Raw genomic sequence first — 20,444 nt, 5'->3', positions numbered from 1 at the left:
CAGCTATCCGTCTCTGCTCTCCGCGCTCTCGGCGCTTTCGGCGCGTTCGATCCGTTGTCGCGCTTTCCGGAAGACGCCTCTGAGCGTGCGGGTCTCGCGGCCGGTGGGATGCGCCCGGCCGAGCAACCGGCGGAACAGGCGTCGGGTCTTGGGCCGTTTCCCCTCGGGATGGCCGCTGGCGGCGAGGAACCGCTCGAACTCGCCGTGGAGTCCCTCGACGGCCCGCTCGTCGGCCCGAGCGTGGAGCTCCTCGGGGTGCTGGTCGCGCTCGACGGTCAGCTCGCGAAGCTCGTAGAGGACGATCGTCGCGGCCTGCCCGAGGTTCAGGACCGGGTAGTCGGCGCTCGCCGGTATCGAGCAGAGCTCGTCGAGGCGAGCGAGTTCGTCGTTCGTCAGGCCGACGCGCTCGCGGCCGAAGACGACGCAGGTGTCGCTCTCGACGCCCCGCAGCGAGTCGGCGAGTTCGGCCGGCGTCTTCGCGGGGTAGCGGACGTGGTTGGAGGCGTCCTCGTTCGTCGTGGCGGTGCAGGCGACGGTGTGGTAGTTCTCGGCGAGGTGGTCGAAGGGGACTTCGCGGGCGTTCGGCAGGATGTCCTCGCGGGCCTGCCCGGCGAACCCGTAGGCCTCCCCGTCGGGGTCCAGTTCCGGCGGGTCGACGAGCAGCAGTTCGGAGAGCCCGAAGTTCTTCATCGACCGAGCGATGGTGCCGACGTTTCCCGGCGTCTCGGCGTCGACGACGGCGACCGAGATCATACGTCGAGGTCGCTGAAGTCCAAGTCCATCGCCGTCTTCTCCTCGTCGTCGAGTTCCTGGAGCTCCTCTTCGAGGCTCGGGACGGCCTCGGAGCGAGTCGGCGCGTCGGGCAGCGCCGTCGGGTTCTCGTCGACGTGTTCCAGCCCCTCGTAGCCGTCGGGCGCGCGGTTGCCGTCGAGGAACCACTGGTGGAACGCCTCCTGCAGTTCGAGGTCGCCGGCGTACTCGTCGCCGCCGGCCTCGCGGAACCAGTAGAGGAAGTCCGGTTCGTGGACCGAACAGAGGACGACCTCGCCGCCGGGTTCGCCGTAGATGACTTCGGCGACGTTGCACTCCTCGATCTGCCCGTCGCCGTACTCTAACCAGCAGGCGTCACACGGGTCGACCACCCGGTCGGCCAGCACGAGGAGGCGCTGGCGCACTTCCGGTTCCAGCGTCGCCAGCGGCCGAATCCGGCCCTCCTCGTTCAGTACCTCCTCGTCGAACCGCCAGCCCCGTAGCCCGATGTTGACCTTCGCCATGGGCGGCGGTAGTCGATAGCGAGACTAAAAGAGCGCGATGTGGTCGCCTCAGCCGGAGTCGGCCCGGAACTGGCGCTCGACCCAGTTCGTGCTGTCGAGCGCCTCGATACTCGCCTGCAGGCGGTCGAGCCTGTCGCGGCGGTCGCGCTCGTCGAGTTCGAGCGCCCGTTCGAGCGCGTCGGCGATCTCGGCGATGTCGTGTGGGTTGACGGTGAGCGCGCCGTCGAGTCGCGTCGCCGCGCCGGCCAGTTCGCTCAGGACGAGCGCGCCGTCGCCGTCGACGCAGGCCGTCGGGTACTCGTGCGCGACGAGGTTCATTCCGTCCCGGTGGGGCGTCACGAGCGCCGCGTCGGCCACTCGGTAGAGGCCGGCGAGCGTCTCGGCGGAGAGCCGCCGCTCCGTGTAGACGGCGGGGTGCCAGTCGTCGGTGCCGTACCGCTCGTTGATGCGTTGCATCTCGGCGACCACGTCCTGTCGGTACCGCCGGTAGTCGGCGATCCCCTCCCGGGTCCGACTGGCCTTCTGGACGTAGGTGAACGCCCCGCGGAGGTCCGGACGGCGCTCCCAGAGGTGATCGAGCGCGGCGATGCGTTCGGGAATCCCCTTCGAGTAGTCGAGCCGCTCGACGCCGACGACGACGGGAATCGACGGGTCCGGCACCGTATCGCCGAGCAGCTGGCGACGGACGGCGCCGGTGTCCGCGTTCTCGGCACGGCTTCGGATACCGGCCACGTCGATGCCGAGCGGGTTGGCCACCGCCCGCGTCTCCGTGCCCTCGTAGCGGACGACGCCGTCGTCGAGGTCGACCGTCGCGTCGGAGAGGGTGGCCTCGACGCAGCGACGGAAGTGGTCGGCGTCGGACTCCGTGTGAAAGCCGATGACGTCACAGGCAAGCAGGCCGTCGAGGACCGCTTCGCCTCGAGGGCAGTGGTCGAAGACCGTCGGTGCGGGCCACGGGATGTGCCAGAAGTGATGCAGCGTCGCGTCGGGGCGCGCCGTCCGCACGCGACGGGGAGCCAATGCGAAGTGATAGTCCTGGAACCAGACGGTGTCCTCGCGGTCGGTGACGTCACGAACGGCCTTGGCGAAGCGCTCGTTGACCACCCGGTACTGCTCCCAGTACGTCGGCTTCGCCCAGATCCGTCCGGACTCCTCGTGGCACAGCGGCCAGAGGACCTGATTGGCGTAGCCGTGGTAGTACCCCTCGATTTCTTCGTCCGATAGGGGGACTCGCTTGAGGTCGTAGGACTCCTCGCCGGGCGGGACCGCCACGATGCCCTCGTCGGCGACGGCCATGTCGGCGTCGCCGCTGGCCCATGCGACCCACGTCCCGCCGAGCGAGCGCATCAGCGGGTCGAGCGCGCTCGTCACGCCGCCCGTCGCCGTCGTGACCGCGACGTCATCCGTCGTGATCGCGCCCTCGACCGGGTCCGCCGTCCACTCGTGGCTGTACGGCTGACGGTTCGAGACCACGACCAGCGACTCGGGAAGCGCGTCGGCACTCGACTGGTTCATCGCTCTCACGTTCGTCCGTGGCCGTCTTAGGGCTATCGCGGCGGTGAGAACAAGTGGCGAATTGGCGTCAAGCAGGTGGCAGTAAGAGAAAGCTTATACCGGAGGGGTCGAAATACGGGCGTGAAAGCCGAAAGGGCACCCGGGTAGGGGTACACGGACGTGCCATTTCGGCTCAATCCGGTTTATCTGGGCGCGACGCTCGCAGTACCAACTATGCAATTCCATACGTGGGAACCGGTATACGAAGCGATCCTCGCCGACTTCGGCTATCCCCGCGACGGCGACGAAGCCGCCCGAGACGCGCTCGGCGACCTGTTGCGGGAAACCGACACCTACCGACCAGAAGGCGTGGGATTCGACGGGAGAACGGTGGCTATCGCCGGTGCGGGTCCCTCGCTCGAATCCGAGACCGACCGAGCCGACGAGGCCGACGTCGTCGTCGCCGCGTCGGTGGCCGCCGACCGCCTCCGAGAGGCCGGCGTCGCCGTGGACTGCATGGTGACCGACCTCGATAAGAACCCCGAGACCGGCCGCGACCTCACGCGCGCGGGGACGCCCGTGTTCGTCCACGCCCACGGCGACAACGTCTCCGCGGTCGAAGAGCACGTCCCGACCTACGACGCCGCCTTCGTTGTCCCGACGACGCAGGCCGCACCGACCGAGACGGTCCACGACTTCGGCGGGTTCACCGACGGCGACCGGGCCGCGTTCGCCGCCGACCACTTCGGGGCCGGGCAGTTGACGTTCGTCGGGTGGGACTTCGACGACCCGGACGTGACACCGGAGAAACGCCGGAAACTCGACTGGGCCGAGCGACTGCTGCACTGGCTCGAACGCCGCCGCGACGAACGCTTCTCGATCCTCGACGGGCGGCGAGGCGACATCGACCCACTCGTCAGTCCCCGGTAGCGAGGGGCACGAGCGACGCGAGTGGCCCTCGAAGCGGCGGGGTGAAAATTCCGTTCACGGGGCCAGCACGTCGATGGTCGCGTCGATCACGTCTCGATCGGCCGCGCGCGGGAAGGAGACGTTGATGGCGTCGACGCCGTCGATCTCCTCGAACCGGGCGATCTGGTCTCGACACTCCTCGGGCGTGCCCGCGACGGCGATCTCGCCCAGTAAGTCGTCGCCGACGGCCGCCGTGGCGGCCTCCTGTTCGCCGGAGGCCCACCGCTGGGCCACTTCGTCGGCCGTCTCCTCGTAGCCCTGCCTGGCGAGGGCGTCCCGGTAGTAGGTCCCCATCCCGCCGACGTAGAACGCGATGTGCTGTCGGGTCAGCTCTCTGGCTCGCTCGCGGTCCTCCAGTGCACAGCAGGGCAGCGAGAGCGTGACGCGCTGGTCGTCACGGTCCCGGTCGCCAAGTTCCGTCCCGCGTTCGAAGTCGTCCAGTCGCTCGGCGACGCCGTCTGCGGTCAACAGCAGGGCGTGCCAGCCGTCGGCGAAGCGCCCGGCGAGTTCGACCGACTTCGGACCGAGCCCCCCCGCGTCGACCGGCGGAACCGGGTCCGGCGGGTCACAGCGCAGGCGAAAGCCCGACAACTGGAAGATGTCGCCGTCGTAGTTCACCGTCTCGCCGGAGAGAACCCGTTTGACGACGTCGACGGTCTCGCGGGTCCGCTTGAGCGGTCGCTCGAAGTCGACGCCGTGCCACCCCTCGATGACGATCGGGCCGGACGGTCCGATACCCATCCGCAGGCGACCGTCAGAGACTTCCTGTAACGTCGCCGCCGTCTGTCCGATGAGCGCGGGCGACCGGGAGTAAACGTTCATCACCGAGGTGCCGATACCGATCTCGTCGGTGTGCTCGGCGACGCTCGAGAGCGTCGTGACGGCGTCCCGGCCCCACGTCTCCGGGAGCCAGACCCGATCGTAGCCGCTCGCTTCGGCGAGTTGGCTCATCCCGACGAGCGTCTCGACGGAGGGCTGTGCGGCGACGGGCAGGTAGACGTCTCGGTCCGTCATAGCTCCGGGGTCTCCTCTATCGGCGGCACGCCGCGCGGAGAGAGGGTCTGGCCGGTGACGAAGGAGGCCGCGTCGCTGGCGAGGAACCGAACGGCGTCGGCGATCTCCTCGCTGACGCCGACGTTGCGGTCGACCGACTCCCGGTCTACCTCGTCGGCGCTGATGCCCATCTGGGATTCGAGACCCGGCGTCGCCACGTATCCGGGCGCGACGCAGTTCACGCGGACGTCCCTGCCGGCCCACTCGTAGGCCAGCGTGCGCGTGAGGTTGACGACGGCCGCCTTCGAGGCGGCGTAGTGGCTCATGTACGGCGCGCCGTCCGTGCCGGCCACGCTGGCGACGTTGACGACGCTGCCGCCGTCGAGGTGGTCGCTCGCCGCCTGCGAGCAGTTGACGGTGCCCGTGAGGTTCACGTCGACGACGGACTGCCACCCGTTCGCGGAGATGTCCTCGAACGACGACACGAACGACGCGCCGGCGTTGTTCACCAGTACGTCGAGCCCGCCGAACGCCTCGACGGCCGCCTCGACGAACGCCCCGACGCTTTCCCTCTCGCGGACGTCGCACTCGACGCCGATCGCGTCGCCCGGGAACTCGTCGCTGATTTCGTCCGCCGCCGCGGTTATCTCGCTCTCGTCGCGCGAACAGACGGCGACGTCGGCCCCGTCCGCCGCGAACGTCTCCGCGACGGCCCGCCCGATACCCCGCGACGCCCCCGTGACCACCGCCGGTCCGTCGACGCTGAACCTGCCAGACATGGGCCGCACTCCGGCCGCGTGTGCCATAAACCCACAGGCGCGTCCGAGCCGGGCCGTTGAAACGGATTTCAATTCCCTGCCGGTTCTTTATCCGACTCGCACGCCTACCGGCGTCCGATGCCTTTCGACCCCGACGCCGTGACGACGGTCACGTTCGACTCCTACAGTACGATCGTCGACGTCGAAGCGGCCGAAGAAGCGCTACGAGAACGCGTCCCGGACCCGGAGCCCGTCTCGCGGCTCTGGCGCTCTCGGTCGCTGGCGTACACGTTCGTCGCCAACGCCGTCGACGCGTACCAGCCGTTCTACGAGATGAACCGCGACGCGCTCCAGTACGCGCTGGAGGCCCACGGCGTCGGCCTCGACGCGGCGGAGCGCGACGAGATCCTGGCGGTGTACCACGAACTCGACGTGTTCGACGACGTGCGCGACGGGATGAATCGCCTCTCCGAGGCCGGCTACGATCTCTACGTCGTCTCGAACGGCAACCCCGAGATGCTGGAGTCGATGGTCGCCCACGCCGACATCGGCGACCTCGTCGAGGACACCGTCAGCGCCGACGAGATTCGGACGTTCAAACCCGCCGCGGAACTGTACCGTCACGCCGCCGCGCGGACCGGGACGCCCATCGACGAGATAGCCCACGTCACGGCGGGGTACTACGACGTCTACGGCGCGATGCACGCCGGAGCGCAGGGCGTGTGGGTGAACCGCGACGACGGCCCGTGGGAGTCTTTCGCCGGCGAACCGGACCTGACTATCGGGTCGTTCCACGACCTCGCCGACGAGTTGAACTGAGCGGCGGGAATGGACGGGGCGGACCGCCCGTCGGCGGTCACCCGGACGAGCTATCGCGACGCCGTTCGAGCGCGTCCCGCGAGGCGTCGACGACCGCCGACGGCGCGAGACCGATGTCGGTCCACGCCGGAAGCCGGTCGTCCGGTCCCGGCGGCTGGACGCTCTCTCGGTACTCCGCTATCTGTGCGCGCTCCCCCTCGGGGTCGTAGTCGAGGCCGTTGAACGCCGCGTCCGCGGCGTACTGCTCGACGTAGCGGTTCGCGGCCGTTCGGTACGCCCCGGGGAGCGTCCCGTAGTCCGGAACGACGCCGCCGTCTTCGAGGACGCGAAACAGCGCCTCGCCGACCTCGGTCGCCATCGTCGAGAGGCCGCCGCGGCCGCCGACCGGCCGGTGGTCGTGGCGGTGAATACCGAGGTCCACCTGTGCGGTTCCCGTCTCGCCGGCCACGTCGTAGGCCTCGCCGAGCATCCCCAGTTCCAGCCCCCACGCTCGCTGGGCGCGAATCCGTCGCGCGGCGTCGGCGGTGACGGCGAACTCGCCGGCCAGCGGATACCGGAACGCGGAGAGGTACCCGAGTAGCGGGTCCGAGTGGCGGTCCTCCAGCGCGCGCAGAAGCGGCGCGACGAACAGCCGCGCGAGGCGACCGTACAGCCGGTCGTCCTCGACGCGCGCGTAGTAGCCCTTGACGAACTCGTGGCCCATCGTCAGCGGAGCCAACAGCCGGGGGACGTGCTTCTCGGCGTACGTCGTCGCGTCGGCGTCGTGGACCGCGACGTACTCGGCGCGGCTCGCGGCGACGCCGAGGCCGAGCCAGACGTCCCGCCCCTTGCCGGTCGTTCCGCCCAAGCCACGCTCGTCGAGCAGCGTCTCTAGCAGCGGGGAGTCACACCACAGCACCGTCACCGGGACGGCGAACTCGCTCGCCCACTCTCGGAACGCGAGGGCGACCGCTCGCGGCGCTCGAAGCGGGACGACGACCTCGCTCGGTCCGACCGCCGCGAGCGTCTCGAAGACGTGGGCGGGCGTCACGGCCGCCTCCGTCTCGCCGGCGATGGGGACGACGACGGCGCTCTCGGTGACCGGCGCGTCCGGCGTCGGGTCGGTCAGATCGTGCAGCGTCGTGATCCGCTCCTGTGCGTAGTCCATCAGTTCGCCTCCGGCGGTCGGTCGGTCACGGGTCGAACGCCTCGGCGAGCGGGTCGAACGCCGTCGTCTCCGGGAGTCGCGCCGCCGCCTCCCGCAGCGCGTCGAGGCGACCGCCGACGAGGAGACCGCTGTCTCCCGCTCGGACGACGAGGGCCGTCTCCTCGGCGACGGCCAACAGTTCGTCTACCGATTCGGGGTCGAGTCCGCTCACCTCGAAGACCCGGCCGACGTACGCCTCGCTCGCGTCCCCGTCCGCGCCGATGCGTTCGAGGTGGCGAGCGACCTCCATCGGTCGGCGAACGTCGAGTTCGCTCACCGTGACGCGGTCTCGCACGACGCGCGAGCGCTCGGTGAACGCCTTCCCGACGAGCGCCGCGTCCCGCGTCTCGGCCACGTCGTGGGTCCGGACGACGTGCGCGCCGCGTTCGACCGCCATCGACGTGGCGGCGAGACTGACCGGGAGCGCCTCCTCCGTCGAGCGGTCGGCGATGGTCTTCAGGAAGTTCTTGCGGTTGATGGAGACGAGGATCGGGCGGCCGTGACCGCGGAACTCCCGGAGGCGGCGGAACGTCTCGCGGTCGTCTTCGAGAGTCTTGGCCTCGCTCCACCCGCCGAAGGCGGGATCGACGATGGTCTTGTCGGTGAAGCCGTTCTGTTCTAACGCCGCGTAGATCTCGTCGACGTAATCGGCCCGCTCGGTCCACTCCGGCGAGCGGACCGCTTCCCAGTCGGTCTCCTCGACCGCGCCGGGGCGCGCGAGGTCCGGCGGGCTCGCCATCTTGGCGACGGCGGCGTCGTGCTCCCGGCAGACCGCCGGCATCTCCGGGTCCGCGAAGCCGCAGATGTCGTTGACCATGTCGAACCCCCGCTTCAGCGCCGCGTCGGCGACCTCGGCGTAGCGCGTCTCGATCGAGAAGACGGCGTCGCCGCTCACCGACTCGATGGTCTCGACGGCGGTGTCGAGCCGCGCCAGTTCCTGCTCGGGCGTGAGCACGTCCAGGCGCTTGTTCGCCGATTCCAGTCCGACGTCGACGATGTCGGCCCCTTCCCCGACGAGTTCCTCGTCGACGTACGCGGCGGCCTCGCCCGGGTCGTCGTAGACCGAGGGGTCGTACGGTGACTCCTCGCTGACGTTCAGTACCCCCATGATACGGGGCGGGTGGTCGTCACCGATGCCCAACCCTGCCGCCTCGACCGTTTGCATGTCCGTCCGAACGGGCCGGAGTAGCTAAGGGCTGATGATATCGGCGGAGGTGCGCCCCTCTCACTCGCCGCTCGGCGGCGAGCGCGGGTCGTCGTGGACGTACTCGACCACGTCGAAGGCGTCGTAGGCGTGGCGGTCGACGACGGTCCAGTCGGTCCCGAGATAAGGGAAGACGCGGCTCCCGTTGCCGTATTCCGGCAGTTCGGAGACGAGCGCCCGGTCGGCGTAGGGGAGAAACATCGAGTAGACGGCCTGCCCGCCGATGACGTACCCTCGGTCGTCATGCGCCGCGACGGCGTCGATCGCGCCTTCGACCGTCGAGACGTGAGTCGCTCCGTCCTCGTCGTACTCGTCGGGGTTTCGAGTGACGACGACGGGGTGGGTCCCGCGGATTCGACTCATCCCCTCGTGGGTCCGCCGGCCGACGACGACGGGATGGCCGGCGACGCGCTCCTTGTACTGCGTCTCGTCTTGCTCGTAGTACCACGGGATCGTCTCGCCGTCGCCGATGGCACCGGTCCGGGCGACGCCGGCGATCAGCGTCAGTTCGGGCATGCGTGGGGTTACGCCTACGTCGACAAGCGAGTGTCGGCTACGGAACCGGACTCGCCGCCAGCCGGTTCGGCGGGGTGAACCGACTGACACTTTTATTTAGCCCTCTATCCTACCCGCTTGCAGTGTCGACACCGGAACGTGACATCGAAGCGGTGCTCGACGAGTCCGGTCCCGACTACGAGGGGTTCTCGTTCGAGACGCCGACGGGCGGCCACCAGAGCGACGTCTACATGGTGACGCTCCGGCACGGCGGCGAATCCTACGAGGTCGTGGTGAAGTTCAAACCGGCGGGCGACGTGCCCTTCGCCGTCGAACCGAAGCTCCACGAGTACGTCGCCGACCGCACCGACGTCCCGGTGCCGCGCATCCTCGTCTTCAAGGAGGACCCCGAGATGGACGTCCGGCCCTACTTCGTCACCGAGCGCGTCCGCGGAGAGAACTTGGCCGAGGAGTTCGCGGGCCTCTCGACGGAGAACCGACAACGCGTCATGCGGCAGGCGGGGACCATCCTGGGCGACATGCACTCCGAGATCGGCTTCGAGGCGTTCGGCCGCCTCGACCTCCACGACGGCCGACTCATCGTCCGGGACTGGATGGGTAGTTGGCGCGAGTACTTCGAGACGCTGACCCGGACGCACCTCTCGCGGCTCGACGACACGCCGTTCGCGGACGTGGCCGAACGGGCCGAAGAACGTATCGAGCCGGCGCTGGACCTCGTCCCCGAGGACGGCGTGCCGCGGCTCGTCCACGACGATTTCCGCCCGGCGAACCTCCTGTTCGACCCCGAGGACGAGCCGATCACGGCCGTCCTCGACTGGCAGGACGTGCTGGCGGCCCTCCCCGAGTACAACCTCGCACAGACGGAGTTCCTCTTCATCGACTCGTCGTTTCGGGACCCCGAGATCCGCGAGCGGCTCCGCGGGGAGTTTCACGACGGCTATCTCGAACAGCGACCGATGGCGTTCGTCGACGGGTACGAGGAGCGCCGGCCGCTGTATCAGCTCTCGACGCTGCTGTGGCGGATGGCCGGGTTCGAGGCCGCCTTCGCCGAGCAGTCCGGCCTGGCACAGGCCCGTGCCGAAGCCCAGTACCGCCAACAGTTCGAGCGGTTGCTCGGCGGAGTCCCCCTCTGAGAGCCGTCTCCGGCCGATATCACGGCCGACGATAGCGTCGTTCACAGAAAATTTCGCGGTATCGGTGCGATACTTTCACCAGTTATAAATCGTAGTCGGATGGACGGGACCACATGGAACAGGTCCCCATCTGTCGTGAGGTCGTCCTCCAGCCTGATCCTCGAACGAACGTTCGACCGGCGAGGGAGGGACGATGCGTCGTCTGACGGCGCTCGTACTGATAGCGAGCGTCGCCATCGTCCCGATGACGGTCGCCGGTGCGGGCGTCGACGCGTCGGTATCGAACGTCACCGTCTCGCCCGGCTCCCCGGCACCCGGCGAGTCGATCACGTTCACGCCGACGGTTCGGAACGCCCAGTCGAGTACCGCGCCGCTACGGGTGAACGCGATCGCCATTAGAAAGGCCTCGGGGCAGGGGATCACCGAGTACGAACGCATCACGGACGTCGGAACGATATCCCCGGGGTTGGACATACGGGTCCCGCTGACCCACACCTTCGACGAAGCCGGTACGCGGAACCTCCGACTCATCGTCTACGGCGAGAACGCGAACACGAACGCGTCCGTCCAGTTGCGCTATCCGATATCGCTCTCGGTCGAGGAGAACCACCCGCAGCTCGACGTCCGCGCCAACGAGTCGGTCTCCGGCGTCCCCGCCTCCGGGACCGTCACCGTGGCGAACGGACTCGACACCCCGGTCTCGAACGTCGAGATAACCGTCTCCGGCGACGGCGTCACGATGCTCGAAGACCGGACCGTGCTGGCGACGCTCCCCGCCGGGAACACCGCCTCGGCCCCGTTCCGGTTCCGCCCCGAGAGCGAGGGAGCACACGAACTCGAAGCGACGCTCTCCTACACCGTCCCCGGCGGCACGGACCGAACCGTGACGCGGACGCAGACGATTCGCACCGAGGAACTCCGTGAGGGCGTCGTCCTCGACGCCTCGGGCGTCGGGACCGGCACCGACCGCGCCCTCGCCGTCGACGTGATCAATCAGGGGAACGCGCCCGCGGAGGACGTGGTCGTCACGGCCTCGTCGGCCAACGCGACGTTCCAGCGGGCCATCGTCTCGTCGGTACCCGCCGGCTCCTCGAAGCGGGTTCGGCTCAACGCCACGATGTCGGAGGGGAGCGCGGACGTCGCGGTCGACGCGAGCTACGAGATCGGAACGCGACAGCGAAGCGCCGGCACGACCGCGCAGCTCCGCTCGGTCCCGGGCGCGATCCGGCTGACCGGCGTCTCCGTCACCCGAGAGGGCGGCCACCTCCAGATAAGCGGAAGCGCGAGTAACGTCGGGATGTCGAGCGCTAACAGCGTCATCGTCGGCGTCGTCCCCACCGAGAACGTCGAACCGGTCGAACCGAACAAGGACTACTTCGTCGGGACGGTCCCCTCGTCGGACTTCGTCTCCTTCGACGTCACCGCCCGCACGACCGGCAACGTATCCTCGGTCCCCGTACAGGTGTCGTATCTCGTAGACGGGACCCGCAAGCAACGGACGTTCGCCGTCGAAACCGGAGCGACGTCGAGCGGTCCGGTACAGACGCCGGCCCAATCGAACGACGGCGGCGGCCTGCTCCCGATACTCGCCGTCGGGGCCGTCGCGGTCGTCGTCGTCGCCGGCATCCTCATCCGCTGGTCCCGTCGCTCCGACGAACCCGACGACATATGACTGTCATCGACGCCCGGAACATCGTCAAGCGGTACCGGACCGGCGGCGAGACGCTTGAGGCCCTCGGGGGTATCGACTTCACGCTCGAAGCCGGCGAGTTCGTCTCAATCATGGGGCCCAGCGGGAGCGGGAAGTCCACCCTGCTCAACGTCCTCGGCCTGCTGGCGACGCCGACGGAGGGGCGAGTCATCCTGAACGGAAGAGACGTGACTGACCTCGGCGACCGCAAGCGAACCGCCCTCCGCAAGCGGACCATCGGGTTCGTCTTCCAGCACTTCTACCTCCTGCCGACGCTGAACGCCGTCGAGAACGTCGAGGTCCCGCGCCTGTTCGACCGCGACCCCGACCGCGCGGCCCGCGCCCGCGACCTGCTCACGCGGGTCGGCCTCGGTGACCGCTTCGACCACAGACCCGACCAGTTGTCCGGCGGGCAGAAACAGCGCGTCGCCATCGCCCGGTCGCTCATCAACGACCCGAAGATCGTCCTCGCCGACGAGCCGACCGGCAGCCTCGACCGCGAGACCGGCCGCCAGATCCTCGACGAGTTCAGCCGCATCGCCGACGAGGAGAACGTGGCCATCGTCGCGGTGACTCACGACGAACTGGTCAACCAGTACGTCGACCGGACGGTCCACCTCGTCGACGGCACCATCGGCAAGGAGATGATAGATGCTTGAGCCGCTGTATCGCCGCTTCCCGGCGGCGCTGATGGCGAGTCGGAATCTCACGCGGACGAAGATGCGCTCGCTGCTGGCGTCGCTCGGCATCGTCATCGGCGTCGTCGCCATCGCGTCGCTCGGGATGTTCGGCGTCGCGCTCCAGTACTCCTTCACGCAGAACCTCGGCGGCGTCGGCAACCAGCTGACCGTCTCGCCGAATCAGGAGGCGGGCTTCGATTCGCTCTCGGAACGGGATATCAGAGACATCAGACGCGCCGCGGGACCGGACGCGACGGTGTCACCGGTCAAGCAGGGCGTCCAGCCGGTCGCCTTCGACCGCGATCGGAACACGACGCAGTTAGTGTACGGGCTTCGAAACCCGGCGGAGGTGTACAACGCTACCGAGGGACGCGTCCCGCAGCCGTTCCGGTCGGGCGCGCTCGTCGGTAGCGCCCTCGCAGAGCAACACGACTTGCATCCGGGAAGCACTATCGCCGTCAACGGGAGCGCCGTCCGGGTGCGCGCGGTGCTCGAATCGGGCGACGCGTTCTCGCCGCTCAATCCGGCGAACAGGCTCGTCCTCCCGGCCAGTAGCTTCGACGAACGGGGTTACTCGCAGGTGTACATCACCGCTCAGTCGGGGTCACAGGCCAACGAGACGGCGATGGCGATCCGCGAGTCGCTCAACGGCCGACAGGAGCGGGTCACCGTGACGGAGTTCGGCAGCATCGTCGACCTCATCGAACAGCAGTTCCAGATCATCAACACCGTCCTCGTCGGCATCGCCTCTATCTCGCTGTTCGTGGCCGGCATCTCCATCCTCAACGTGATGTTGATGTCGACCGTCGAACGCCGAGAGGAGATCGGCGTCCTGCGCGCGGTCGGCTATCAGAAACGCGACGTGCTCAAAGTGATGTTGACCGAAGCCACGCTCCTGGGCGTCATCGGCGGACTCGTCGGCGTCCTCATCAGCCTCGTCGCCGGGTTGGCCATCAACCACTACACCGTCGGCGACGCGATGGTCGTCTTCCGGATGGCCAACGCGTGGTACCTGCTCGCGGCGTTCAGCTTCGGCGTCGTGACGAGCATCCTGAGCGGCCTCTATCCGGCGTGGAAAGCCGCCAGCGAAGAACCGGTCGAAGCGCTACGCGGTTAAGGCGTCGTCTCGACGCCGGGTTCGAGCCACGGTTCGGTGCGCCCGACGGTGACGGTGTCGAACTGCGCGAGCCACTCCTCGTCGCCGCGTTCGAAGGCGTCCAGCGCGTCGCCCACCGTGTAGGTGTGGTCGCCGTCGGTACACGGGAAGACGGCCTCTAACTGCGTGTCGTCGTAGATCGCCAGCGAAACGACCGGGAAGACGACGACGTCGTCGACGCGGTCCAGGCCGACGTAGCTCCGGATCCGTCGCTCGAAGGCCGGTTCCAGCGACGTGGCGTTGCGCTCGGCCCAGTCGCGGAACTCCTCGTAGGTCGCCAGCGCACCCGAACGTTTGTCCTCGGCCATCGTCCGGATCCGCTGCCACTCCCCGGCGACCATCGACTCCGTGAACACGCCGTTGGCTTCGAGTCGCTTGACTCGGTTCAGGACCTGCTGTTGGGCGTCGAACGTGCCGTACGTGTCGCCGCGAAGGTACAGTTCCGCCCGGAGGTGTATATCGTCAGTCATGTTTTCTCGTTGTGATTCAACACCCGAGAGTGACTAAACTCTTTCCCAGAGTGTCATCGTTTGTCTCACTTTGATTCCTACGTGAGATACCAGGTCTAAGAATCGCTAAAGAACGCTACAACGGCGATCTATCTGAAACAATTCTTGGCAGTAAATGACAATCTACCTGAATCTATTGTGGTCGATGGTCGATAGTAATTTCGGCTTTCGTCGAATTTTCGGTAACGCTTCTCACGGCCCGCGTATTCACACAACGCGTTAGTCGATAGAGACCATCGGCCGATCGAAGCGATGCAACGAAACGGAGTCCGCTCGACCGTTCGCGGCCGAGACCGCTCACCGGTTCAATCGTCCGCGCTCGCTTCCGCACCGCTCGCGACGACGTCGATCTCGCCGGCGTCGAGTTCCTCCTCGATCTCGCGGGCCGCCTGCACCATGTTCTCCATCTTGCCGTAGGCGACCTCGCGAGGCAGGAGTTTCACGCCGCAGTCCGGCGAGACGGTGAGCCGCTCCGGGGGAACGACTTCCAGTCCCTTCTTGATGTTCTCCTTTATCTCCTCGACGGATTCGACTTCGGCCGTGTGAGCGTCGAGGACGCCCATCGCGAAGTCCTTCGTGAACTCGTGCTCTTTGAAGACGTCGATCTGCTCGTAGTCGCCGTTGGCGAGTTCGAGGTCGTACTCGTGGACCGGGTACTCCAGAATCTCGGGGTAGATGCGCGAGTAGTCGCCGTAACAGACGTGCAGACCGAGACGGACGTCCTCGGGCACGTCGTCGACGATGCGTTCGAGACACTCGCCGACGATGGCGTGGTCGTCTGGCGTCGTCGCCAGCGCCGGTTCGTCTATCTGGATGTAGCGCGCGCCGGCGTCGACCAGCGCCTCGATCTCCTCGTTGACGAGGTCGGCCAGTTCGTAGGCCAGTTCCTCCTCGCTGTCGTAGACCTCGTTGAACGACCAGTTGGCGAGCGTGTAGGGGCCGGTGATGGGCACCTTGACCGGGCGCTCGGCCACCTCGTCGGTGAACTCGAACTCCTCGACGAGCCACTGTTCGCCGTACTCGACCTCGTCGGCGACGCTCGGCTTATCGAAGTAGTTGTGACCCCAGACCTTCACGCGGCCGTTGAACTCGTAGCCGTCGATGCGGTGGGCGAAGTACTCGACCATCTCGTTGCGGCGCATCTCGCCGTCGCAGATGACGTCGAGACCCGAGCGCTCGTGTTCGTGAGTGATGAGCCGCGAGGCGTCGTCCTTCGACTCCTCCCACTCTTTCTCGCCGAAGTCGGCGTCCTCGGCTTCGAACATCTCGCGGGCGCGGTCGTGCCACTTCGGCTTCGGGTAGGAGCCGACGACTGTCGTCAGCAGGAAGTGGTCGTTCGGGTGATCCTCGGGTCGGAACTGCTCGCGTGGTCCGGTCATGCGAACACCACCTCGTTGGTGTTCGCAAGACGTTGATAGTCACAGTCCGTGCAACGAAGTGAACCGGAATGTCTATCAGTAGTCATGCTTCCACCTCCAGGGTCGTCGCGTTCGCAAGCGATTCGAGCTTGTCCGCGAACTTGTTGACGGGGAGATAGAACAGCTCCGTGTTCGCGGTGGCGTAGACGGTGTCGTAGACGGTGTTGGTCTGCTGTTCGAACCAGTCGATGCGGTCGCGGATGGTCTCGGGCGCTTCGACGTGCGTGTTCTGCCCGTCGACGACGCCGAGCGCGACGTCGTCTTTCGTGCCGTACTCCTGGACGTTGTAGACGTTCTGGTCGTGGTCGGAAATCAGGTCGAAGCCGATGGCCTCGACGTCGGCGTCCATCAGGTGAGCGTACACCTTCTCCTCGATCGCTCCCCAGTAGGTGTGAGCGACGACGTCGGCGTCGACGGCGTCGGCGACGGCGTCGATGGCCTCGCTGGCTCGTTCGTCCGCGCCGTCGTCGGGGGCGTTCTCGACCAGCGACGGCTCCAGCAGGAACAGCGTCTCGACGTCGGGGAACTGCTCGGCCTCGCCGGCGAGGAAGTCGGCGATGGCGTCGAGGAAGGCGGCGTCGTCGCCGTAGTGCTCGTCGGTGGCGAGGTCCGCGAGCGAGTACGGGCCGGGAAGAACCGCCTGCAGTCCGTCGTCGACGAGTTCGGCGGCCGCGTCGAGCTCGGCGGCGACGTCGCCGTCGGCGGTGAGGTCGCCCTGCACGACGGGGTCTCGGTAGAAGTTGTTGTTGTCGTAGTAACGGACGATCCCGCGCGTCTCCACGTTGTCGTGGACCGCCAGCGGGTGAGCGAGCATGTCGTCCCAGCGGAGTTGGCCCTCCACGACTCGGTCGAGTCCCGCCTCCCGCTGGAGCGAGACGACTTCCTCGCGGGCGCGGTCGTAGGCCTGCGTGATCTCTCCGCCCTCGTCACCGCTGATGAGGTCGGTCTTCTGGTGCCCCTTCAAGTCGGACAGTTCGTCCTTGGCCCAGTCCGGCAGCGGGAACAGACCGGGGGTCGTGGCGACTATCTGTGTCATTGCGCCCGCCTACGAAATGACGGGCTTTAATATTTCCTATTCGAGAAAATGCTTATTGGTAATTATTTTTCGGAAAACCGCAGGACGACGAGCTCCTCGTACGGATGCTTCTCGCTCGCGAGCCGCTCGCTCGTCAGCCCGTGTTCGCGGCCGTACTCGCGGACGGCGTCGGGGTCGGTGAGGCTACTGACGAGCAAGAGCGCCGCGCCGTCGGGTGCGAGGACGCGACCGACGGACGCCAGAAACGGGTCGACGAGCCGGCGGCCGTCCTCGCCGCCGGAGAGCGCGTGTTCCATCCAGTCGTCCCACTCCTTCTCCTCCGGCGTCGGGAGGTAGGGCGGGTTGAACGTCACGAGGTCGAAGACGCCGTCGCGGAACGGTTCGAGGAGGTCGCCGCGGACGACCCGTACGCCGTTCCCGCGGGCCTGCCGACACGCGAGCGGGTTCACGTCCACGCCGACGGCGTCGGCTCCCGCCTCGGCCATCGTCGCCGCGACGTAGCCCGACCCGGTACCCACGTCGAGGACCCTGTCGCCCGCGCCCAGCCGCTCGGACGCCGCCCGCGCCAGCAGGTCCGAGTCCTCGGCCGGTTGGTACACCGATTCCACGTCGCGCCGGTCGGCCAGCGCGGGCCGCCCACCGGTATCGGTCGCGTCGTCCGGACCGTCCGCGCCGGCCGCGTCGCCGGTTCGCTCGCCCTCTTCCATCCTCACGCCTCCGGTTCGCCGACTTCGTAGGCCAGCGTCGCCAGGTCGGCGAAGTCCGCCGGCGCGAGATTCCCGGCGCGGGCGCTCATCAGGTCCTCGTCGGCCGCCTCGACGACGGCGTCGGGGTCGCCCAGCCCGGAGATGTGGGCGGTGTTCCGAACGGCGTTGCGCATCGTCTTCCGGCGCTGGGTGAACACTCCCTTCAGGAAGCCCATGAAGAAGTCGTCGTCGGGGACGGAATACTTCGGTTCGCGGGGCGTCGTCCGCACGAGCGCGCTCGTCACGCGCGGCTGCGGGTCGAACGCCTCCTTGGGGACCGTCTCGACGACGTCCACGTCGGCGTAGTGACCCGCCGTCACGGAGAGGCGGCCGTAGTCGTCGGTAGCGGGCTCGGCGGCCATCCGCTCGGCGAACTCCCGCTGGAACATCAGGACGAGCGGTCGCTTCCGCGGGAGGAGTCGGAACGCGATCTCCGAGGACGCGCCGTACGGGAGGTTCGAGACGCTGGCCGTGAACTCCGGCAGCGAGACGTCGAGCGCGTCGCCTTCGAGGACGGTCAGCCGGTCGGCCGCTCGCTCGTCGGCGAACTCCTCGCGGAGATGCGCCGCGAAGTCCGGGTCGCGCTCGACGACGGTCACTCCCTCGGCGTGGCCGAGCAGTCGGTCGGTCAGCGCGCCGGGGCCGCCCCCGATCTCGAGGACGTGAGAGAGGTCTACGCCCGCCTCGACGGCGTACTCGGGGATGCGGTCGAGCACTCGGTCGTCGACGAGGAAGTGCTGATCCTGTCGGGTGTCGGCCCGCTTGCCCGCCCGGCGGACGAGCGCGTCGGGATTACGACGCCCGGTCTGCGTGTCGGTCATTGGCTACCCGTAAACGGTCGGCGGTTGAAAAGGTCGCCTACTCGGGGGCCGACTTAGCTATCGGCCTCGCCCTGCTCTGCGGGTCGTTTCACTCCCCGTTTCGCTACGAGACGGAGTTCGTCCCTCACTCCGCCTCGCCTTGCTCGCTCCGGCGAACGAACGTCCGATACTTCAGATCGTCTTCGCGCAACTCTTCGAGGATGCGCTCTACGAGCACCTCTTCGGGGTTGTGGAGACCGCCGACGCGCTCTTCGAGTTCCTCGAAGCTCTCGAAGGGCTGGCGCTTTCGCTCGTCGAGAATGGTGTTCCGGAGCTTCTTCCCGATGCCGGGCAGGAGGTTCAACTGGTGGAGCCGCAGCGTGATGGGTTGGGCGTCGTTGTAGAAGTCGACGAACCGCTTCTCGTCGGCTTCGACGATCTCTTCGACGGCGTAGTCGAGCTCGGACTGCGCGCTGCTCGGCAGGTCCTCGTACTCGATTTCGTTCACCCGACCGAACGCCGTGAGGTCGATCCGGTCGCCGATAGAGACGTCGTGGTCGTCGTCGAGAACGAGCTCGTAGAGATAGAACTCATCGATATCGAGAACGAACGCGAGCGGCTCTTTCTGGTGTTGTGGTCGGTCGTCGTCGCTCCGTCCGCGCGGGAGGAGATCGAGGACCGCCGCGACCATCTCGTCACCACCGCTCTCCGTGTTGGTCATGCACTGCGATACGACGAGAGTACACTTAATGGCCGTGGATGAACGGATAGAAACGGGAGACTGCCGTACGATCGCCCCGCAGTCTCTATCAGGCGTACTGCCTGACGACGTCGAGAATCTCGTCCAGTTCGTCGCCCGAGAGGGTGTACCGCTCCTGGGCGAAGACCGCGCGCAGTTCGTCCCGGTCGAGGGGCCGCAGGTTCGCGATCTTGTAGGCGGTCGGCTCGTCCACCTTCTCCAGCTCCCGCAGTTGCGAGACGAACTCGCGGGACTCCTCGGGATCGAGCAGGGCGAAGCGGTTGACGTGCTCGATGGCCCGCTTGAGCTCGTAGCGCATCTCGCGGTCCTCGTCGGCCGCTCGCTCCACTTCGAGGTCTTCGAGTACCGCCTTGGTCTCGGCGAGGGTGAGGTACTCCTCGTCGACCTTCGCTTTGAAGATGGTCATCTCAGTTCTCTTGCCGACGCAGGTGCGCGGGCTTGGCGATGACCGTCTTCGTCTTGCCGCCGTCGACGATCTCGACCTTGTAGGCCGTGCCCTGCTCGCCGAGGACGGTGCCGGTCAGGCCGTTGAACCGCGGGTGGAAGCGGCCGTCGGGGACCGAGGGGTCTATCTTCAGGTGGACCTTCTCGTCCTCCTCGAACTGCTCGACGGAGCGCTGGGGCGGGGACGTACCACGTTCTCGGGCGTCGTTCTTGAGCTTGTCGCGAGTTCCTTCGAGAGGACCGTTTGAACTAGGCATTCTTGCCCATCGCTTATCCGGTCGCCGTAATAAAACGTGCGTTCTCCGTCCGCGAGTGGGGCCGAGGACCCGCGCGGCCGGCGGGGTCGACGCGGTCGCCCCCGCGCAGTCGTCACTGGTCGGTCGATGAACGCGAAAACGGGAGCCAGTCGCTTACAGGCGGCCGACGGTGTCGACGTCGACCGATTCGACGCCGTCGACGTCCGCGAACGCTTCCTCGACGGCGTCGGTCCCACCGGACTCGTCCGGGATGATGACCGTCGGGAAGAGGGCGACGAGACCGAACGCGACGTCGTCGCGTTCGAAGCCCTTGATCTTCGCGCCCTCGGGAAGCGACCCTTCGAGACGCTCCTGGAGGTCGTCGAGGTCGACGTCCGGACTCTCCGGCATGACCTTGATCTTGGCGGCTACCTTCCCCATCGTTATGGCCCCGTGAAGCCGCAGTCAGGACACTTGTAGAGGTTGCTCTGCTTCCGGCAGGTCGAACAGCGGTAGATCTGCTGCCCGCAGTCCGGGCACTTGAACGCCGCGGCGTTGTTGCCGGCGATGTTGATGCCACACGAGACGCACTTCCGCGTCCGCTTTTGCTGGCTCTCGCTCAT

Annotated in this window: 24 protein-coding genes; 6 read left to right on the top strand and 18 right to left on the bottom strand. The window is 67.4% G+C overall.

All coding sequences use genetic code 11. The features are described from left to right. Positions 1-3 precede the first annotated feature (3 nt). From EGH23_RS02690 to EGH23_RS02680, 3 genes are read right to left on the bottom strand one after another with little or no spacing between them, the layout of a single operon-like run. A complete protein-coding gene (locus EGH23_RS02690) occupies positions 4-753 on the bottom strand; it encodes an RNA methyltransferase (RefSeq protein ID WP_220578487.1) in 750 nt (249 codons plus the stop codon). Further along, positions 750-1,274, bottom strand: a complete 525-nt coding sequence (locus EGH23_RS02685) for a DUF8114 family protein (RefSeq protein ID WP_220578486.1) — start codon at positions 1,272-1,274, stop codon at positions 750-752. Before EGH23_RS02685 ends, EGH23_RS02690 begins: the two co-directional genes overlap by 4 nt. Before the next feature lie 48 nt (positions 1,275-1,322). Further along, complete coding sequence (locus EGH23_RS02680; RefSeq protein WP_220578485.1) at positions 1,323-2,789, bottom strand: alpha,alpha-trehalose-phosphate synthase (UDP-forming); 1,467 nt, start codon at positions 2,787-2,789, stop codon at positions 1,323-1,325. 213 nt (positions 2,790-3,002) lie between these two features. On the opposite strand from EGH23_RS02680, the gene EGH23_RS02675 reads away from it, so the two are divergent. Further along, on the top strand, positions 3,003-3,698 hold the full coding sequence (locus EGH23_RS02675) for a 6-hydroxymethylpterin diphosphokinase MptE-like protein (RefSeq protein ID WP_220578484.1): 696 nt from the start codon (positions 3,003-3,005) through the stop codon (positions 3,696-3,698). Between the two features lie 54 nt (positions 3,699-3,752). On the opposite strand, the gene EGH23_RS02670 is transcribed toward EGH23_RS02675, so the two are convergent. Beyond that, positions 3,753-4,751, bottom strand: a complete 999-nt coding sequence (locus EGH23_RS02670) for a TIGR04024 family LLM class F420-dependent oxidoreductase (RefSeq protein ID WP_220578483.1) — start codon at positions 4,749-4,751, stop codon at positions 3,753-3,755. Beyond that, a complete protein-coding gene (locus tag EGH23_RS02665) occupies positions 4,748-5,509 on the bottom strand; it encodes an SDR family NAD(P)-dependent oxidoreductase (RefSeq protein WP_220578482.1) in 762 nt (253 codons plus the stop codon). Before EGH23_RS02665 ends, EGH23_RS02670 begins: the two co-directional genes overlap by 4 nt. 117 nt (positions 5,510-5,626) lie before the next feature. On the opposite strand from EGH23_RS02665, the gene EGH23_RS02660 reads away from it, so the two are divergent. After that, positions 5,627-6,307: a haloacid dehalogenase type II gene (locus tag EGH23_RS02660; RefSeq protein WP_220578481.1), complete on the top strand. Its 681-nt coding sequence runs from the start codon at positions 5,627-5,629 to the stop codon at positions 6,305-6,307. A 37-nt stretch (positions 6,308-6,344) separates the two neighbouring features. Here EGH23_RS02660 and EGH23_RS02655 read toward each other — a convergent pair whose 3' ends face one another. Genes EGH23_RS02655 through EGH23_RS02645 form a run of 3 tightly spaced genes read right to left on the bottom strand, consistent with a single transcriptional unit; the run spans position 6,345 to position 9,213 of the window. Next, on the bottom strand, positions 6,345-7,454 hold the full coding sequence (locus EGH23_RS02655; RefSeq protein WP_220578480.1) for a glycosyltransferase family protein: 1,110 nt from the start codon (positions 7,452-7,454) through the stop codon (positions 6,345-6,347). A 25-nt stretch (positions 7,455-7,479) separates the two neighbouring features. Continuing rightward, entirely contained in the window at positions 7,480-8,658 is a 1,179-nt protein-coding gene (gene folP, locus EGH23_RS02650; RefSeq protein WP_220578479.1) for a dihydropteroate synthase, read from the bottom strand. A gap of 60 nt (positions 8,659-8,718) precedes the next feature. After that, the gene (locus tag EGH23_RS02645) at positions 8,719-9,213 is read right to left on the bottom strand and encodes a dihydrofolate reductase (protein ID WP_220578478.1); all 495 of its coding nucleotides are present in this window, start codon (positions 9,211-9,213) and stop codon (positions 8,719-8,721) included. Positions 9,214-9,335: 122 nt separating this feature from the next. Here EGH23_RS02645 and EGH23_RS02640 point away from each other — a divergent pair, with 122 nt between their 5' ends. From EGH23_RS02640 to EGH23_RS02625, 4 genes are all read left to right on the top strand, one after another. Then, positions 9,336-10,346, top strand: coding sequence for a phosphotransferase family protein (locus EGH23_RS02640; RefSeq protein WP_220578477.1), 1,011 nt, complete (start codon positions 9,336-9,338; stop codon positions 10,344-10,346). Positions 10,347-10,539: 193 nt separating this feature from the next. Then, positions 10,540-12,018, top strand: coding sequence for a COG1361 family protein (locus EGH23_RS02635; protein WP_220578476.1), 1,479 nt, complete (start codon positions 10,540-10,542; stop codon positions 12,016-12,018). Next, positions 12,015-12,695: an ABC transporter ATP-binding protein gene (locus EGH23_RS02630; protein WP_220578475.1), complete on the top strand. Its 681-nt coding sequence runs from the start codon at positions 12,015-12,017 to the stop codon at positions 12,693-12,695. Before EGH23_RS02635 ends, EGH23_RS02630 begins: the two co-directional genes overlap by 4 nt. After that, complete coding sequence (locus EGH23_RS02625; RefSeq protein ID WP_236044593.1) at positions 12,688-13,833, top strand: ABC transporter permease; 1,146 nt, start codon at positions 12,688-12,690, stop codon at positions 13,831-13,833. Before EGH23_RS02630 ends, EGH23_RS02625 begins: the two co-directional genes overlap by 8 nt. On the opposite strand, the gene EGH23_RS02620 is transcribed toward EGH23_RS02625, so the two are convergent. From EGH23_RS02620 to EGH23_RS02575, 10 genes are all read right to left on the bottom strand, one after another. Further along, positions 13,830-14,342: an HTH domain-containing protein gene (locus tag EGH23_RS02620; protein WP_220578474.1), complete on the bottom strand. Its 513-nt coding sequence runs from the start codon at positions 14,340-14,342 to the stop codon at positions 13,830-13,832. The two genes, EGH23_RS02625 and EGH23_RS02620, sit on opposite strands and share 4 nt — an antisense overlap. A gap of 344 nt (positions 14,343-14,686) precedes the next feature. Continuing rightward, a complete protein-coding gene (locus EGH23_RS02615; RefSeq protein ID WP_220578473.1) occupies positions 14,687-15,760 on the bottom strand; it encodes a methionine synthase in 1,074 nt (357 codons plus the stop codon). A gap of 82 nt (positions 15,761-15,842) precedes the next feature. Next, positions 15,843-16,835 (bottom strand): 5-methyltetrahydropteroyltriglutamate--homocysteine methyltransferase, encoded by a 993-nt coding sequence (locus EGH23_RS02610; RefSeq protein WP_220578472.1) that lies wholly within the window; start codon positions 16,833-16,835, stop codon positions 15,843-15,845. Between the two features lie 62 nt (positions 16,836-16,897). Beyond that, complete coding sequence (locus EGH23_RS02605; protein WP_220578471.1) at positions 16,898-17,542, bottom strand: HemK2/MTQ2 family protein methyltransferase; 645 nt, start codon at positions 17,540-17,542, stop codon at positions 16,898-16,900. A gap of 2 nt (positions 17,543-17,544) precedes the next feature. Beyond that, on the bottom strand, positions 17,545-18,402 hold the full coding sequence (locus tag EGH23_RS02600; RefSeq protein ID WP_220578470.1) for a 16S ribosomal RNA methyltransferase A: 858 nt from the start codon (positions 18,400-18,402) through the stop codon (positions 17,545-17,547). Between the two features lie 124 nt (positions 18,403-18,526). Continuing rightward, on the bottom strand, positions 18,527-19,102 hold the full coding sequence (locus EGH23_RS02595; RefSeq protein WP_220578469.1) for a DUF655 domain-containing protein: 576 nt from the start codon (positions 19,100-19,102) through the stop codon (positions 18,527-18,529). Positions 19,103-19,190: 88 nt separating this feature from the next. Next, positions 19,191-19,547: an RNA polymerase Rpb4 family protein gene (locus EGH23_RS02590; protein WP_220578468.1), complete on the bottom strand. Its 357-nt coding sequence runs from the start codon at positions 19,545-19,547 to the stop codon at positions 19,191-19,193. Position 19,548: 1 nt separating this feature from the next. Next, positions 19,549-19,842, bottom strand: a complete 294-nt coding sequence (locus EGH23_RS02585; RefSeq protein WP_162316505.1) for a 50S ribosomal protein L21e — start codon at positions 19,840-19,842, stop codon at positions 19,549-19,551. Positions 19,843-19,995: 153 nt separating this feature from the next. After that, on the bottom strand, positions 19,996-20,262 hold the full coding sequence (locus tag EGH23_RS02580; RefSeq protein ID WP_220578467.1) for an elongation factor 1-beta: 267 nt from the start codon (positions 20,260-20,262) through the stop codon (positions 19,996-19,998). Positions 20,263-20,264: 2 nt separating this feature from the next. After that, the gene (locus EGH23_RS02575) at positions 20,265-20,444 is read right to left on the bottom strand and encodes an HVO_2753 family zinc finger protein (RefSeq protein ID WP_220578466.1); all 180 of its coding nucleotides are present in this window, start codon (positions 20,442-20,444) and stop codon (positions 20,265-20,267) included.

The organism is Haloarcula nitratireducens, from assembly GCF_019599505.1.
Note: the sequence above shows the minus strand (reverse complement) of the source record. Positions and strands in the feature narration are given on the sequence as shown.

What these genes read in the sequence shown, in the direction of transcription:
- EGH23_RS02690 (WP_220578487.1), bottom strand. Translation starts at nt 753, where the DNA reads ATGATCTCGGTCGCCGTCGTCGACGCCGAGACGCCGGGAAACGTCGGC.
- EGH23_RS02685 (WP_220578486.1), bottom strand. Translation starts at nt 1,274, where the DNA reads ATGGCGAAGGTCAACATCGGGCTACGGGGCTGGCGGTTCGACGAGGAG.
- EGH23_RS02680 (WP_220578485.1), bottom strand. Translation starts at nt 2,789, where the DNA reads ATGAACCAGTCGAGTGCCGACGCGCTTCCCGAGTCGCTGGTCGTGGTC.
- EGH23_RS02675 (WP_220578484.1), top strand. Translation starts at nt 3,003, where the DNA reads ATGCAATTCCATACGTGGGAACCGGTATACGAAGCGATCCTCGCCGAC.
- EGH23_RS02670 (WP_220578483.1), bottom strand. Translation starts at nt 4,751, where the DNA reads ATGACGGACCGAGACGTCTACCTGCCCGTCGCCGCACAGCCCTCCGTC.
- EGH23_RS02665 (WP_220578482.1), bottom strand. Translation starts at nt 5,509, where the DNA reads ATGTCTGGCAGGTTCAGCGTCGACGGACCGGCGGTGGTCACGGGGGCG.
- EGH23_RS02660 (WP_220578481.1), top strand. Translation starts at nt 5,627, where the DNA reads ATGCCTTTCGACCCCGACGCCGTGACGACGGTCACGTTCGACTCCTAC.
- EGH23_RS02655 (WP_220578480.1), bottom strand. Translation starts at nt 7,454, where the DNA reads ATGGACTACGCACAGGAGCGGATCACGACGCTGCACGATCTGACCGAC.
- folP (WP_220578479.1), bottom strand. Translation starts at nt 8,658, where the DNA reads ATGCAAACGGTCGAGGCGGCAGGGTTGGGCATCGGTGACGACCACCCG.
- EGH23_RS02645 (WP_220578478.1), bottom strand. Translation starts at nt 9,213, where the DNA reads ATGCCCGAACTGACGCTGATCGCCGGCGTCGCCCGGACCGGTGCCATC.
- EGH23_RS02635 (WP_220578476.1), top strand. Translation starts at nt 10,540, where the DNA reads ATGCGTCGTCTGACGGCGCTCGTACTGATAGCGAGCGTCGCCATCGTC.
- EGH23_RS02630 (WP_220578475.1), top strand. Translation starts at nt 12,015, where the DNA reads ATGACTGTCATCGACGCCCGGAACATCGTCAAGCGGTACCGGACCGGC.
- EGH23_RS02625 (WP_236044593.1), top strand. Translation starts at nt 12,688, where the DNA reads ATGCTTGAGCCGCTGTATCGCCGCTTCCCGGCGGCGCTGATGGCGAGT.
- EGH23_RS02620 (WP_220578474.1), bottom strand. Translation starts at nt 14,342, where the DNA reads ATGACTGACGATATACACCTCCGGGCGGAACTGTACCTTCGCGGCGAC.
- EGH23_RS02615 (WP_220578473.1), bottom strand. Translation starts at nt 15,760, where the DNA reads ATGACCGGACCACGCGAGCAGTTCCGACCCGAGGATCACCCGAACGAC.
- EGH23_RS02610 (WP_220578472.1), bottom strand. Translation starts at nt 16,835, where the DNA reads ATGACACAGATAGTCGCCACGACCCCCGGTCTGTTCCCGCTGCCGGAC.
- EGH23_RS02605 (WP_220578471.1), bottom strand. Translation starts at nt 17,542, where the DNA reads ATGGAAGAGGGCGAGCGAACCGGCGACGCGGCCGGCGCGGACGGTCCG.
- EGH23_RS02600 (WP_220578470.1), bottom strand. Translation starts at nt 18,402, where the DNA reads ATGACCGACACGCAGACCGGGCGTCGTAATCCCGACGCGCTCGTCCGC.
- EGH23_RS02595 (WP_220578469.1), bottom strand. Translation starts at nt 19,102, where the DNA reads ATGACCAACACGGAGAGCGGTGGTGACGAGATGGTCGCGGCGGTCCTC.
- EGH23_RS02590 (WP_220578468.1), bottom strand. Translation starts at nt 19,547, where the DNA reads ATGACCATCTTCAAAGCGAAGGTCGACGAGGAGTACCTCACCCTCGCC.
- EGH23_RS02585 (WP_162316505.1), bottom strand. Translation starts at nt 19,842, where the DNA reads ATGCCTAGTTCAAACGGTCCTCTCGAAGGAACTCGCGACAAGCTCAAG.
- EGH23_RS02580 (WP_220578467.1), bottom strand. Translation starts at nt 20,262, where the DNA reads ATGGGGAAGGTAGCCGCCAAGATCAAGGTCATGCCGGAGAGTCCGGAC.
- EGH23_RS02575 (WP_220578466.1), bottom strand. Translation starts at nt 20,444, where the DNA reads ATGAGCGAGAGCCAGCAAAAGCGGACGCGGAAGTGCGTCTCGTGTGGC.